The sequence below is a fragment of the Gottfriedia sp. NPDC057948 genome, assembly GCF_042887255.1.
In the GTDB taxonomy this organism is placed as follows: Bacteria; Bacillota; Bacilli; order Bacillales; family Bacillaceae_G; genus Gottfriedia.
Window position 1 is genome coordinate 49,094 of the sequence record NZ_JBHVPN010000009.1, and the last position, 14,911, is coordinate 64,004.

The window sequence follows — 14,911 nt, forward strand, 5'->3', positions numbered from 1 at the left end:
TGTATAATGAAAGCGTATTCAAAATAAAGAATATTAAGACGGGGGTTTTTAGGATGAAAAAGATGCTAAAGGTAGCAGCAGCATTAACAACTTCAGTGATGTTATTCTCTGCATGTTCTGGAGGATCTTCAGACAAAGCTTCAAATGATTCAAAGGATAAAAAAGTAACATTAAACGTATTCCAGTTTAAAGCTGAGATTGCGAAGGATTTAGAACAAATGGCGAATGATTACCATAAGGAAAATCCAAACGTAACAGTTAAAATTCAAACTGTTGGTGGCGGTGCTGACTACGGTGCTGCATTAAAAGCTCAATTTGCTTCAGGTAACGAGCCTGATATCTTTAACAATGGTGGATTCCAAGAAGCAGTAACTTGGAAAGATAAATTAGAAGATCTTTCTGATCAATCATGGGTAAAAGACTTATATCCAGGTACTGAAAAACCAATGACAATCGACGGCAAACTTTATGGTATGCCAATGAATACTGAAGGTTATGGCTTTATTTATAATAAAGATTTATTCGCAAAAGCTGGTATTACGGAAGCACCAAAAACTTTAAGCGAATTAACTGCTGCAGCTGAAAAGCTTCAAAAAGCAGGTATCACACCATTCTCAGTTGGATACGGTGAGTGGTGGATTTTAGGAATTCATTTATTAAATATTCCTTTCGCTCAACAACAAGATCCGGATAAATTCATGGCTGATGTGAATTCAGGTAAAGTGAAAATTCAAGACAACGAGCAATTTAAACAATTTATGAAACTGTTTGATTTAACAGTTAAATACGGTAACAAAAATCCTTTAACAACTGATTACAACACTCAAGTTACAAACTTTGCTCAAGGTAAAACTGCTATGATCCAACAAGGTAACTGGATTCAAGGTATGATTGATGGAATTACTCCAAACATGAACTTAGGCGTGTTACCAATTCCAATCAACGATGACAAAGCAGCTATGGACAAATTACCAATGGGTGTACCAAATAACTGGGTAGTTAACAAAAACTCTAAAAACAAAGAAGAAGCTAAAAAATTCTTAGAGTGGATGGTTACTTCTGACACAGGTAAGAAATACATTGTAGAAAAATTCAAGTTTATCCCAGCATTAAAAACAATTCAAGGTAAAAACTTAGGACCAATCGCAGACGACTTACAAAAATACTCTGCTGAAGGTAAAACATTATCTTGGAACTGGTTCAAATACCCAGATGGAGCTACAAATGAGTTTGGTGCATCAATGCAAGCTTACGTTGGAAAGCAAAAATCTGCTGATGAAATGTTAAAATCTCTTGAAGATACTTGGATGAAATTAAAAAAATAAATTCTTAATTTGAGGCTTCCCTAAAATTCCTCTATAGATTAAGGCAACCCACAAGGAATAATTTTCTTGTGGGTTTTCTGTTTTCTACAGAGGCTGGTTTGTTGAAGCTATGCACATAATGCCCCTACAACCGTATTAAACTAAGTGTGTAAATAATTATAAAAAAGTGACTATTATTTTTTTATAATTGTTAATGTAGTTTTCTTCCCATTTAAATAGACTTCTAATTCATTAAAAGGAATTTCGCTCTTCAATTCACCAAAATACTCATCTGTGACTTCAGAATCTTGTACAGCATTTTGTTCTTCAATATTGATTCGATATTTATCATTAAATTTATCAACATTAACATTTATTAATGAATATAAGTGTTTATTATTTTTAAATTTAACATAAAGAATTCCTTCTTGTTTATTTAATTCTTTAAGATAAATGCCATTAGCTAAGTCGTTAGTCCAATTTGTTTCTGTTTTAGCTAGTTTTTGATTTTGCTTAATAGAAAGTTCAGTAGTTTGGGAGCAACTGTTTAAAAAAAATAAACTAATCATAAAGATAGCTATTACGATCATTAACAAATAATTAATTCTAAATAAATTCAAAAAAAATCTCCTTTTTCATTTTAATACTGACTAGATTCCACAATAGAATCCTTATAAGACTAACAAAAAAATGGAGGGGTTCTTGGAAATAAAATGAAATGTATGTGAATTATTTGAAGAAATGTTTTGATATCTATCAACGGTAAACTAAAAGTTCAAAAGATCGCGAACTTAAGGAGTTATTTAAATCGTATAAGGGTGTTATTCGCACTTTATCTTTGATAAACTAATAATAGAAGTGCAAACGTTTCCGCAAAGGATGTTATCATGAAAAACAGTATTAGAAGTAAGCTAATAACCTTATTATTAATCGCAACCATTATTCCATTTGGATTATCGATTATAGCAAGTTATTTTTATACGAAAAACACGGTTACGAAGGAATTTGTCAATACGAATTATGATTTATTGAAGCGTAGTGGAAATGATTTATTGAATTATTATAATGAAATTTACGGAATTCCATTGTCCATTTATAGTAATAGACCATTTTTGTCGGTGTTAGAAAATGGTGCGACAGCTTACATCGAACAAAATTCTGCTGAAATACAACGTAGTTTATTAGGACTTTATTTTTCTAGAAGAGAAATCGAGCAGCTGCATTTATATTTAACGAAGGGTAAGGATGATTACACCGTATACAATGCAAAGGTGAGTAGTCGAGGGAAATTGTATAATTTCAACCAAATTCCCACATATAGAAATTTAAGTTTCTCGAGGGACTCGTATTATATTCAACCGACCCATCCGATTCAAAATTATAATAATTTATCTGATTTTCGAATTGAGCCAGTTAAGCAGGTTGTATCTCTTCATTATTTTTTAAGTAATGTGACATCCGATCAATGGCTGGGCTTTTTATCAATCGATATTGAATTAAGTAGAATTAATGAAATTTTTGATCGTATTTATAAAAAAGGAGAGGAACATCTTTTCGTTGTTGGTGATGGGAATGTTGTTCTGTATTCTTCTGAAAAAAATCTAATTGGTAAAAAGCTAGAAACAAAATGGTATAAAAAAATTAGCTCGGATCGTTCAGGTGAAACTAGTTTTGAATGGAGGGGAAAGGATTTTAGTGGGGTCTATGTGTATGACAATATAAAAAGCAGCAATCATCAACAATGGACAATCATTAAAAGTATTCCTTATAAGAATCTCTATCATAATTCGAATCAATTATTGAAAATTACAGTTACACTCGGAGCAATTTCAGTCTTATTAGTCATCATTTTAACCATTATCGTATCCTTCAGATTTACAAGACCGATACGAATCTTAATTCGAGATATGCAGCGAATTGAAAAAGGAGAGCTTGCTGTTTCTTTTGATACGTTAGGAAATGATGAGTTTGGTCAGTTAGGTAAACATTTTACTTCAATGGTCGATACGTTAAATGATTTATATATAAAAGAATACAAGCTTCAAATAGAGAATAAAACGAATCAACTAAAAGTACTTCAGTCTCAAATAAATCCGCATTTTTTATACAATGCCTTGCAGTCAATTGGAACTCTTTCATTAAAAAATGACGGAATCAAAGTTTATCGATTAATTATGTCACTATCAAAAATCATGAGATATAGCATGAAAAATAATGAAGATTTTGTAACGCTTAAGGATGAATTAAACCATATAAAAGATTATTTATCGCTTCAAAATGAACGATATGATGGCAGATTTGTTTATAACCTGGAAGTGGATGAAGGGTTAAACAAAGTAAAAATGCCAAAAATGATTTTACAGCCAATCGTAGAAAATTTCTTTAAACACGGTTTTGAAAAGCAACAAAAGCTTGGTGAATTAAATATTTCGATTCATAGACAACAAGATGAACGCTTAAAAATAGTCATTGCTGATAATGGTGAAGGTGCAACGAAAGAGGAATTAGAAATCATCAATTCATCGCTATCAGAAGGTGGATTAAATACTCACGAGAGTATCGGTTTAAAAAATATTTCTGATCGCATTCATTTCTATTATGGTAAAAAAGCAGACGTAAAAATAGAAAGTGTGAAGCATGAAAACTTTGTTGTAACGATAATCTTACCGATTGAAATGACAAGAGGAGAAGTTAATCATGAAGGTTCTACTAATAGATGACGAAAAGCATGTACGAGAAGGTGTAAAAATTCTTGCAGATTGGGATGCAATTGGTGTTACTGAAATATTAGAAGCAGAAAATGGAGCAATCGCTCAAGACATCATAATAAAGGAAAGACCGACAATTATATTTACTGATTTAATGATGCCAGAGCTAGACGGTAGAGGATTATTAAAGTGGCTTCATTCAGAAAACATTAATTGTAAAGTAATCGTTGTAACTGGGTATGATGACTATCATTATATGAGAGAAGCCATTCAGTTCGGTGCGTCTGATTATTTATTAAAACCAATTGATCCTGATATATTGAATGAAACTTTAGTAAAAGTTGTATCAGATTGGAATGAAAAAGAAAAAGAGAGAATTGATGCGTTAAATGATTTTCGTTTGCTGCAGGAAGTTTTACCTGTTTACAGAGACAAACAATTAACAAATGCAATTTACGGTAAGGAATATAATCAGAATATGTTAAACCAATTAGGATATGAAGACGGGCAAACTTTACATGTTTCTTTACTAAAATTACGAAATCTAGAGACATTCAAAGATATTTGGCCAGAGGATTTATGCTTTTTTGCCCTATTGAATATAGTAAATGAAGTTCTTCAAAACCAAAATGGAGGAATTGCATTTCGTAATTTACAAGGTACAAAGGAAATTTGCTTACTATATTGGGGCGAGCAAGTGACTGACAGTATCCAGCATATAGCTAAAATTTTATCGACAGTTGTACCTTTCCCGTTTCATTTTGCAATCAGTAGAAAGTTAACAATTGAATCGATCCAGTCTGGGTATGAGGAAGTTGTAAATGTTCTACAGCATGTAAATATTTTAGAAAAGCGAGATGTACCAGTTTATTTTTATGAAGATATAAAAGAGTATAATCCAATTAATTTAGTAGAAATCATCAACTTGTTTGAACAAATGGTTGAGAAGCAGGATATTTATATTTACGATGAAGTCATTCAACTTTTTAGTAAACGAATCGCACAGAAGAATTATCTTCCTTTTGCGCAGTTACTTTCATTGCATCAGGAGTTTCTAATCTTCCTTAATCATTGGATTAATAAGCTATCGCTTCAAACCATTCAGGAAGTAAATCTCGAATTGTTCTGGAATGCGAGAGGGCATTTTGAAATTGGTGATTATATTGCGACTCAAAGGGAAAGAGTTCAGTCGATTATTCAAGAAAAGAATCAAACGAACCAAGAACTAAATAGTATAGAAGCAATCGCAAATTATATTCAGCTGAACTATGCTGAAGAAATTTCACTTCAGGAGTTTTCAGAGAAATTTTATTTAAGCCGCGAATATATATCCCGTAAGTTTAAACAAATTTACGGTGTGAATATATCAGATTATATTGTTTCAATTCGGATCGAAAAAGCGAAGGAATTATTGAAGTTCCCCAATTTAAAAATTTATGAGATAGCAGGGAAAATCGGCTATCAAGATGATAAGTACTTTCGAAAAGTGTTTAAGAAAATCGTTGGGATGACCCCAAATGAATACCGAAATATGAATGATTAGTAATTCTTTAGTAAAAAAGTTGCAGGAAATCCTTGGAAACTGAGGAATAAGTAATTAGATATTTATTCTGCATATTTATTCTATGCTTTTATTCTATGTTTCGGGGGATTAAAAAATGGAACAGGCAGTTGAAAGAGTTTTTACGAAAGAGATTTTAACGAATGCAGCATCACAATTTGGTATTACAGTAGAAAAAAAACCTGTTGGAGAGTTCGAGAACTATCTATTTAAAGGTAAGTTAGCAGACGGAACGGATCGCATTTTACGATTAACGCATTCATCTCATCGCTCAAAGGATGAAATTGAGGCAGAGCTAGAGTTTTTAAAATATGCTAGAGAAAACGGAGCAAATGCAGCAGGTTCTTTAACTTCTTTGAACGGTAATTTAGTAGAAGTCCAAAATGCAAGTGATGGCACAAGTTTTTACGCATCAATGTTTGAATGGGCAGATGGGCAATTAGTTGATCGGACAAACCCAGCTGTCTGGAATGATGATCTAATGTACACATGGGGTAAAACAATCGGAAAACTTCACGCATTAACAGTTGATTATCCTGTAACAAATCATCGTGAGCATTGGGATGAAGAAGCTTATTTAAATGAAATGGTAGCTGATGAAGAACTTGGCATTTTTACGAATGAATTAATAGAAGAAATCCAAGGTTATGACAGAAAGAAAAATTCATATGGATTAATCCATAGCGATTTGCATCTCCACAATTTCTTCGTAAATGATAAAGGTGAAATAACGGCTTTTGATTTCGATGATCTGCAATATAATTATTTTATTTCAGATATCGCAATTGTTCTATATTATACAGCTTGGGGTAGTAAGGCACCATTCGAAGAAAAGTCTAATTTCGCAAAAAGACAGCTAGAAACCTTTCGAAAAGGTTATGAAACCGAATATGTATTAGATGAAGAATGGTATAGCCGAATTCCTTCATTTTTAAAATGTCGTGATATAACGCTTTATCATGTACTGAATATGAAATATGAAGAAAAAACGCAAAGAGTAATTGAACTTTGTGAAGAACTAAAAGAGCGAATTATCAATAAGAAGACGATCATTGATCTTTAAATTAAACAAAAAGCTACGATTCAAACACGAATTGGTCTTATCCCTGTCAAGTAGACAGATAAAAAAAGCTATGCTGCCAACGCGTGTCGGTATTCAACTGGCGCGCGTTTTTTTAATTTTTTTTGAAAACGTTTGTAATTATAGTGGTAAATATAGTCCTCGATCGCTTGTCTAATTTCATCTTCTGATTTACACTGTTTTATATACAATTTCTCTGTTTTGAGATGCGAAAAGAAGGATTCAATGCACGCGTTATCTAGGCAGTTTCCTTTGCGAGAGTGGCTGCCTTTTATGCCATAATCCTCTAATCGTTTATTGTATGCTTTAGACGTATACTGAAAGCCTTGATCTGAATGGAGAACGGCTTCAGCTACGTCTTTTTTTCTTGCCCATTGCGTAACTGTATTCAAAACTAGTTCAAGGTCATTGCGTTTTGATAGCTGCCAGCCTACAATTTCATTATTAAATAGATCTTGAATGACTGATAAATAATAAAATTGTTTACCATCCGAAACATAGGTAATATCCGTAACCATTTTTTGATTAGGTCCTGTAGCCCTAAATTTTCTCTTAAGTCGATTAGGATATATAACCGAAGAAGTCTTTCCATGTCGTTTTCTTTTCTTTCGAATGATCGATTGAATCTTCATTTCCTTCATCAGGCGATACACTTTTTTATGATTAATTCTGTAGCCATTTTCTTTTAAACTGTCAGTCATACGTGGGTATCCATACTCTGGATTAAGTAGATGAACAGCTACCATGTGTTCCCGTATATCCTGTTCCTCTTCAACTCTGATTTCTCTATTTATTTTTGTACTTCTCCACTTATAAAAGCTCGCAGGCTTCACATATGCGATTTCTAATAACCATGTAATTGGGTGGGTATCTTTTAGTTCTTCAATCATTTCATACTTTATTTGTTGGGGGAGATCATCTACTCCTTTATCAGATTTGGATACTGCTTTTTTAAGTATTCTACCTGCGCTTTCAAGTAGTCTCTTTCTTCTTCAACCGATTTAAACTTTGTTCGTGGTCTACCTTTAAATGGATTTATAACACCACTTCGAACATCAAATGGTTCGCCAATTTTCCACTTCTTAACCCAGACTTTAAGTTGGGTGCAATGGCGAATTCCTAGTTCTTCCGCTAATACTCGATAACTTTGGTTACCATTCACGTACTTCATCACTGCTTTTAATTTAAATTCTTCTGTATAGCTTTGAAACTGTTGACCTCTTTTAGCCATAGTAAAATCCCCTCCAAGTCACATTCATATCTCCATGTTAACATGAAGCTTTTTTCGAATGTCTACCTAAAGGGGATAATATCAAATCGTAGCTTTTTTTATATTTAAATTGGGGGGAAAGTAAGGTTATTTGTGTCTAGCTTCTTCTATTTTATTTATATTGATTTCATATTGCTCATCTTCTAAAGGGATATAGCCAACTTGCTCAGCTAAAAGTGGAGCATTTTCATTCGCAAATTTTAAGTAGTCCAAAACGACAGGACATTTAAGTGAGTTACTATTTACATATGTGTAGAGTTCACGTGAAAGGGGGTAAATCCCATTTTTGATCGTCTCTTCAGTCGGTAGAACTGCTTTACCTGTTTTTGGATTAACGATTGGTACGATTTTCAATTGATCTTTGTTTTCTTCATAGTAAGCATGACCAAAGTATCCAATTGCACCTTTTGCATTAGCAACATCAGCGACAAGAGTTTTGTCATCTTCAGACGTTTGAGCATCTTTCCGTTCGCTAGTTTTATTTAAGATTTTTTTATTAAAGTATTCGTAAGTTCCTGACTCAGGACCAGGGCTGAAGAATTTAATTTCTTCCTTTGGCCAAGCTGAGTTTAGTTCATTCCAAGTTTTTATTTTGCTATTAACGGACCATAACTTTTTTAATTGTTCAACTGTTAATTGATTAACAAAATCATTATCTTTATTTACTACAACAGATAGACCGTCGTAAGCTAATTTTATTTGAATATAATCGATGTTATTATGCCTAGCGATTGAATCTTCTTCATTTGTTATTGGACGAGATGCGTCGTTTATATCAGTTATACCATTTGTAAATTTTTTAAAACCATCAATTGTACCACTATTACCTAATGAAATAGTTACCTCGGGTTGTGCAGATCTATATTGCTTCGTTATTGTTTGCATAATCGGGAAAACGGTAGATGAACCGTCAATTAGTACACTACCAGTTAATTGTTTTTCAGCTGTACTTGAATTAGGATGATATGCAATTCCACAGGCCGCTAAAGATAACATGGCTGTGATTGCGACGACTAATAAAAGTACTTTGTATAGTTGCATCTACAGTTTCCCCCCCTCGTTGTGTTTGCTACATTTCTTACAATATCCCACAAAGATTAACTTGCTTTTAACGCTACGTAAAGAATTTGTAAAGGTATAGTGAAAGTCCCCCTTTTTTGTTAATAACCAATTAAAATGACCGTATAAACAGTAAAAAATGGGAGAGATATACGGTGGAGCAAATTGTCATCATCCAAGATCAAAACGAGATTGAACATGTGCTTCAACAAAGTAAACAATTCGGATTAATTAAAATCAACACATATCGATATGGAGAGTTTAATGAAGACATACATCTTGGTTTCTTAAAAGGTTGCATAGTATTAATGAAAAGCCAAGTTTTGGACGAGTTTATTCCATTAATCATGAGAATAAGACGGATATCAGAAATACCGATTATATTATTAGTTGAAACGTATGATTCATACGAGGCAGCGATTTGCATTGAAGCTGGAGCAGATCAATATGTTAAATATCCAATTCATCCAAGAGACTTATCCGCAAGAATAAAAGCAGTTATGAGGAGGGCAGGCACTGGAAAAATAGAAGAAGACCGAGAAAAAGTTTTATATTTTGGAGAGATTTCCTTCTATTTAAATCGAGAAGAGGTTTATAAAAACAAAATGAGGATCGAATTAAATGGTAGAGAATACGCAATTTTACTCTTTTTAATAAAAAAAGCCGGCCTTATTGTAACGAGAGAAGAATTAATGGAAGTAATTTCTGTTTATAAAAATAGAAGATTAATTGATATTTATATTCATAGTTTACGACATAAAATTGAGGAACTGCCTAATTATCCTAGATATATTAAAACGATTAAGGGGAAAGGCTATCGGTTTGAAACGCTTGTTAATTGAATATGAGTAAAATTAAAAAGCTAGGTGAATTCTTTTAAAGGATGCATTTTAGCTTTTTTATTTTTTATAAGGCAGAGGTTTGGATAGAGAAATGTACTTTTATTGTTCTTAATAAAAAAAACTTCTTTTGTAAAACCCTAATAGACAAAATAACTAGGGAAAAAACGGATAAATTGTATGCAATTTAATAACTAAACAACAAAAATGTTCAATTTATCCATTTGCCATATACTGGTAAAATTAAAATTTCGATATAACAAAAAGATGCATAGAAATACCCTTATAATATGTTTTTGTTACAAATTGAGGTATCTAGTTGCAAAGTAGGACTTTTGGGGTCTTTTATAAATTCATAAAAAAGAGGGGAAATAAGTAATTAGATACAGCATTAACCATAGAAAAATTCGTAAATGAAAAAGCTAGGTGAATCCAAATTAGGAAATTCACCTAACTTTTTATTGGTTTTTATTTTAAAAGTGCAGTAATCCAAATTTGTAAGATCTTACTCAGCCTGATGTAACATATAAGTATACGCCGTGTCGTAAAGATGCTTTAAATCAGCATCCGTCATGAAAACTAAGTCCTCAGTTGAAAATCATCTTGTTAATTTGAAAAATTGAACCATATTTTTACGCTCTTCTCTACTAATTATTAACAACACTCCCTTTGATTTAAATGATTGACTAATTTGTTTCTAACCTGATTTAATACGGTATATTTATTTACTAATTGTTATATAACAGAAAAGTTGAAATGTGCTCGAGATTTTTACTGAATAAATAAAAAAAATAATTTAATCAGTTCATTCATTATTATTTAAATTACAACACAATAATTATTTCAGAATAATATCTAATATTACGATTTTCATTAATTAATGTAACGAAAATAGACCAGTTTGTAAAGATTTCAAAAATTAGGTAAAAAAAATCGACAAAAATCTTTGTTTTATGGTAAATTTAAACAAAATTCCCTATTTATAGCTTAATTTCTACTTAACTTTTTGTTAAGTAATTGTTATACTAGGCATTGTTGAATTTTAGGGTATATTTTAATGGAATAATAAACGGATTAACCCCAATTTATCAATCTTCAACTCAATTATTAGTTAACTAAAAAGAAATAAAAGATTCTTTAATTTATCAGAATAATCAAATACAAACAAATATTCAATTGGTCAATACATACAATGTCGTAATTAAGAGTCCAGCTATTTTAGACGAAGTTATTAATCAATTAAATTTAGATTGTACAAATGCATGAACAATATGATGAGATTTTTGTTTGATGCTCCTTAATAACTCTGGCAACTAGCGTCTAAGTAGATCATTACAAGTCATCACACACTTGTGAAATGATTTTTTGCATCAGTAACTGCTAACAATGAGTGTGAGGAGGGGTTGGGTACCCTAAATACTATTTATTTTAAAAGAAAATAGAGTTTCTTCTTGTGTATTTAATCACATGAATATAGAAGTGGAAACTTTATTCATTTGGGGAAGGAAAGCAATGGAGGGATTTTGTAAATGAAGAAAGTAAGAAAAGCAATTATACCCGCAGCGGGTTTAGGAACACGCTTTTTACCTGCAACAAAAGCTATGCCGAAAGAAATGCTACCAATCGTAGACAAACCAACAATTCAATACATTGTTGAAGAAGCAATTGAATCAGGCATTGAAGATATCATTATCGTAACAGGTAAAGGAAAACGCGCAATTGAAGATCATTTTGATTTTTCATATGAGCTAGAACAAAATTTATTAGAAAAAGAAAAGTATGCGTTATTAGAACAGGTTAAAGCTCCATCTAATATTGACATTCATTACATAAGACAAAAAGAACCTAAAGGATTAGGTCACGCTGTATGGTGTGCGCGTAATTTTATCGGCAACGAACCATTTGCAGTATTACTTGGTGACGATATTGTAGAAGCAAAAACACCAGGATTAAAGCAGCTAATGGACCAGTATGACAATACATACTCTTCAGTAATTGGTGTTCAAACAGTACCAGAAGAAGAAACGCATCGATATGGCATTGTTGAACCAATTATGCAAGAGGGTAGAAGATACGAAGTAAAAAACTTTGTCGAAAAGCCAGCACCAGGTACAGCACCTTCTAATTTAGCAATCATGGGTCGTTATGTATTTACACCTGAAATCTTTATGTACTTAGAAGAACAAAATATCGGTGCAGGTGGCGAAATTCAATTAACGGATGCAATTCAAAAATTAAATTCAATTCAACGTGTGTTTGCATATGACTTTGAAGGAAAGCGTCACGACGTTGGTGAAAAATTAGGGTTTATTAAGACAACAATTGATTTTGCTTTAAAAAATGAAGACTTAAGAGAAGATTTATTGAAGTATTTACATGAAATGTTAACAGTCAATATTAGTTAAGGATAGATGATTAGATTGAAAGCAATGAGATTTGAACAATCAGAATATGCTTCTAAAGCCACTCTTACCGAAAGAAACAATTGAAAAAAGAAGGATCTATTTATTTACTAAGCGCTTAGTGGATGTATCTGGCGCTTTTTTTGGGGTCTTATACTACTATTACCAGTTCGTATTATTATTGCTATTATTTTAAAGTTAGAGGATTCTAAAGGTCCAATTTTTCTTTTTTTAAACTCCGGTAAAAGTGGAAAAGAGTTTATTCGGAAAAGGATGGGAGATTTTTGACGTGACAATTTAATCTGCCCACCCATAAATAGTTGAAACATTGTATTTTTTTATTTACCCAATAATAGGGACTTGACTAACAAGAGGGATGAACAAAATGAAAAGACAACTAAACACAGAAAGTAATTTGGAACCATTACCAAGAGTGCATGAAAAACCATCCACTGCAAAATTGACATTAAATCGAATCTATATTTTGTTTACGATTGGATTTTGGCTGCTTTATGTAGCATCCACAATTTTTGATCAACTGCATAATGGGAATGGTAGTTTTAAACAAGTCGTTGAAGCGGGATTATATATCTTGATTGTTACGACACTATGTTTTTCCGCATTGATGTATCTTTTTTCTAGACAAGGGGCATTGATCCGCTTTAAAGAGCATGCTCGGATCCCACGGGAAACCCTATCTGCTTATTTTTCTGAGAATCAACCAGGAATTACTGTTTTGGTTCCATCGTATGATGAAGAGGTTGACGTTATTCGAAAAACATTACTATCAGCTATTTTACAAGAATATCCGAAAATCGATGTACAACTGCTGATTGATGATAAGCCGAATCCAACAGATCCGCAAAAAAAGGAAAAATTGCAAGCAACTATGAATCTTGCAAAAGAAATTACAGAGCTTTTGGAAGTCCCTTATACTAAACTAGCAAAAGCTCGTGACGTTTTTGAAGAGACGTATAACCAAACTGGGGAAATCTCTTCTTCTACTTTAAATGATTTAATAAAGCAATATAATTATGCTGCCAAATGGATTAATAAATTTGCTGATGATGAACCTGAGGAGACTCATGTAGATGATTTCTTTAATAATCATGTTTTAAGAGATTTAGCTGAGGAATTAGCCGTAACGGCAGTAGCATTAGAGAAATCCTCAAAAGAAAATTATAGTATGAGCTATGAACGGATCTATCAGTTTTATTCTCGATTAGTATGGATTTTCACCGGAAAAGTAGGGTATTTCCAACGAAAACAGTTTGTTTCTTTATCTGATGAAGCCAATAAAGCTATGAATCTTAACTCTTATATTGATTTAATGGGAGGCAGTTACAAGATTCGCCAAACACCAGCTGGTAAAGTATTGCAGAGAGTATCTTCAGAGGCAGAAGCAGATTTAGTCATTCCAGATACAGAATTTTTACTAACGCTTGATGCCGATTCGATTCTGCTAAAAGAGTATTGTTTACGTCTTGTATATCTATTGAATCAAGAAGGAAATGAAAATGTAGCTGTAACACAAACTCCTTATTCTTCTTTCCGTGGATGTCCAACTCGAATCGAACGAATTGCTGGTGCTACAACAGATATTCAACACACTTTACACCAAGGAACAACGTATTATGGCGCGACCTTTTGGGTAGGGGCGAACGCGGTCATCCGAAAACGTGCGATCGAGGATATTGCTGAAACAGAATATGTAAATGGATTTAAGGTTCGCCGTTTTATCCAAGACCGTACAGTAATTGAGGATACGGAGTCTAGTATTGATTTAGAAAAAAATGGTTGGACCTTGGCGAATTATCCGGAGCGTTTGAGTTACTCAGCAACTCCACCAGATTTCGGTTCTCTAGTCATTCAACGTCGTCGTTGGGCCAATGGTGGATTATTAATTATGTCGAAACTATTTGCTACTATTCGCCAACGCCGTCAGGAAGGGAATCCAATCAAGTTAATGGAAATCTTGTTGAGAGTCAATTACATGGCATCGATTGCTTGGTCTAGTTTTGGCTTAATCTTCCTTTTAGCCTATCCGTTTGACGACCGATTATTGAGTGTTTTTATTGTTGGTGCTGCTGTCCCTTACTTTACTGCAATGGCGAGTGATTTAAAATACAATCGTTATAAACGAATGGACATCTTCCGAATTTATGGTCTCAATCTAATCTTGTTGGCTGTTAATACGGCTGGAGTGCTAAAGTCGATCCAACAGATATTAACAAGTGAAAAAATTCCTTTTGCACGAACACCTAAGGTTAATGATCGAACTGGCACGCCAACACTTTATATCTTAGCGCCGATCATTATTATTGCTTATTCTGCTTTTATTTGCTGGCGCTCTTTCATGCTCGGAAATTGGCCGAATGCTATATTTTCCTTATTTAACGCCTTTACTTGTGGGTGGGCTGCATTATCATTTATCGGACCTGTCAATATGATTGTGGATTTAATTCATAACTTTAAAGATTGGATTTTTGTAGAAGTAAAACCAAAGCAAATTCAAAAAGCTGAAAAAGATCAATCAGAAATCAATTGGCAATCGGTTTTATACTATGGTGATGAGAAGGGGAATACAGAAGTTCCTTTAAGTATATCACTTGGTAAATGGGAAGATACAGAGACAACTGAAGTTGAAGATAAACATAATTTCAGCAATAAAAAAATAGGATGAAAAA

At 32.8% G+C, this 14,911-nt stretch carries 10 protein-coding genes; 7 read left to right on the plus strand and 3 right to left on the minus strand.

Annotation, left to right across the window (positions count from 1 at the left end):
• Positions 1-53 precede the first annotated feature (53 nt).
• Positions 54-1,325 carry an ABC transporter substrate-binding protein gene (locus ACFVRR_RS14715; protein WP_387329825.1) on the plus strand — a complete coding sequence of 424 codons (1,272 nt, stop codon included), beginning with the start codon at positions 54-56 and terminating at the stop codon, positions 1,323-1,325.
• Positions 1,326-1,498: 173 nt separating this feature from the next.
• Here ACFVRR_RS14715 and ACFVRR_RS14720 read toward each other — a convergent pair whose 3' ends face one another.
• Complete coding sequence (locus ACFVRR_RS14720; RefSeq protein ID WP_387329828.1) at positions 1,499-1,924, minus strand: hypothetical protein; 426 nt, start codon at positions 1,922-1,924, stop codon at positions 1,499-1,501.
• Positions 1,925-2,191: 267 nt separating this feature from the next.
• On the opposite strand from ACFVRR_RS14720, the gene ACFVRR_RS14725 reads away from it, so the two are divergent.
• From ACFVRR_RS14725 to ACFVRR_RS14735, 3 genes are all read left to right on the plus strand, one after another.
• Positions 2,192-4,024, plus strand: a complete 1,833-nt coding sequence (locus ACFVRR_RS14725; protein WP_387329831.1) for a sensor histidine kinase — start codon at positions 2,192-2,194, stop codon at positions 4,022-4,024.
• The gene (locus tag ACFVRR_RS14730; protein ID WP_387329834.1) at positions 4,002-5,555 is read left to right on the plus strand and encodes a response regulator transcription factor; all 1,554 of its coding nucleotides are present in this window, start codon (positions 4,002-4,004) and stop codon (positions 5,553-5,555) included. The genes ACFVRR_RS14725 and ACFVRR_RS14730 overlap by 23 nt, the downstream gene beginning before the upstream one ends.
• 115 nt (positions 5,556-5,670) lie before the next feature.
• Positions 5,671-6,636 (plus strand): phosphotransferase enzyme family protein, encoded by a 966-nt coding sequence (locus ACFVRR_RS14735; RefSeq protein WP_387329837.1) that lies wholly within the window; start codon positions 5,671-5,673, stop codon positions 6,634-6,636.
• A 68-nt stretch (positions 6,637-6,704) separates the two neighbouring features.
• On the opposite strand, the gene ACFVRR_RS14740 is transcribed toward ACFVRR_RS14735, so the two are convergent.
• Both ACFVRR_RS14740 and ACFVRR_RS14745 read right to left on the minus strand, forming a co-directional pair.
• Positions 6,705-7,885, minus strand: a protein-coding gene (locus tag ACFVRR_RS14740) for an IS3 family transposase (RefSeq protein ID WP_387329840.1) whose coding sequence is annotated in 2 segments (ribosomal slippage) — positions 6,705-7,597 and positions 7,597-7,885 — 1,182 coding nt in all. Because the reading frame shifts where the segments join, the coding sequence is not laid out codon by codon here.
• Between the two features lie 126 nt (positions 7,886-8,011).
• Positions 8,012-8,965 carry a PstS family phosphate ABC transporter substrate-binding protein gene (locus ACFVRR_RS14745; RefSeq protein WP_387329843.1) on the minus strand — a complete coding sequence of 318 codons (954 nt, stop codon included), beginning with the start codon at positions 8,963-8,965 and terminating at the stop codon, positions 8,012-8,014.
• A gap of 173 nt (positions 8,966-9,138) precedes the next feature.
• Between ACFVRR_RS14745 and ACFVRR_RS14750 the strand changes: the two genes are divergently transcribed.
• From ACFVRR_RS14750 to ACFVRR_RS14760, 3 genes are all read left to right on the plus strand, one after another.
• Complete coding sequence (locus tag ACFVRR_RS14750) at positions 9,139-9,825, plus strand: winged helix-turn-helix domain-containing protein (protein WP_387329846.1); 687 nt, start codon at positions 9,139-9,141, stop codon at positions 9,823-9,825.
• Positions 9,826-11,351: 1,526 nt separating this feature from the next.
• Positions 11,352-12,227, plus strand: coding sequence for a UTP--glucose-1-phosphate uridylyltransferase GalU (gene galU / locus ACFVRR_RS14755; RefSeq protein ID WP_387329849.1), 876 nt, complete (start codon positions 11,352-11,354; stop codon positions 12,225-12,227).
• Positions 12,228-12,609: 382 nt separating this feature from the next.
• Positions 12,610-14,907, plus strand: coding sequence for a glycosyltransferase family 2 protein (locus ACFVRR_RS14760; protein ID WP_387329852.1), 2,298 nt, complete (start codon positions 12,610-12,612; stop codon positions 14,905-14,907).
• Positions 14,908-14,911 lie beyond the last annotated feature (4 nt).

Coding starts and splice junctions, on each gene's coding strand:
- ACFVRR_RS14715 (WP_387329825.1), top strand. CDS start 54: ATGAAAAAGATGCTAAAGGTAGCAGCAGCATTAACAACTTCAGTGATG.
- ACFVRR_RS14725 (WP_387329831.1), top strand. CDS start 2,192: ATGAAAAACAGTATTAGAAGTAAGCTAATAACCTTATTATTAATCGCA.
- ACFVRR_RS14730 (WP_387329834.1), top strand. CDS start 4,002: ATGAAGGTTCTACTAATAGATGACGAAAAGCATGTACGAGAAGGTGTA.
- ACFVRR_RS14735 (WP_387329837.1), top strand. CDS start 5,671: ATGGAACAGGCAGTTGAAAGAGTTTTTACGAAAGAGATTTTAACGAAT.
- ACFVRR_RS14745 (WP_387329843.1), bottom strand. CDS start 8,965: ATGCAACTATACAAAGTACTTTTATTAGTCGTCGCAATCACAGCCATG.
- galU (WP_387329849.1), top strand. CDS start 11,352: ATGAAGAAAGTAAGAAAAGCAATTATACCCGCAGCGGGTTTAGGAACA.
- ACFVRR_RS14760 (WP_387329852.1), top strand. CDS start 12,610: ATGAAAAGACAACTAAACACAGAAAGTAATTTGGAACCATTACCAAGA.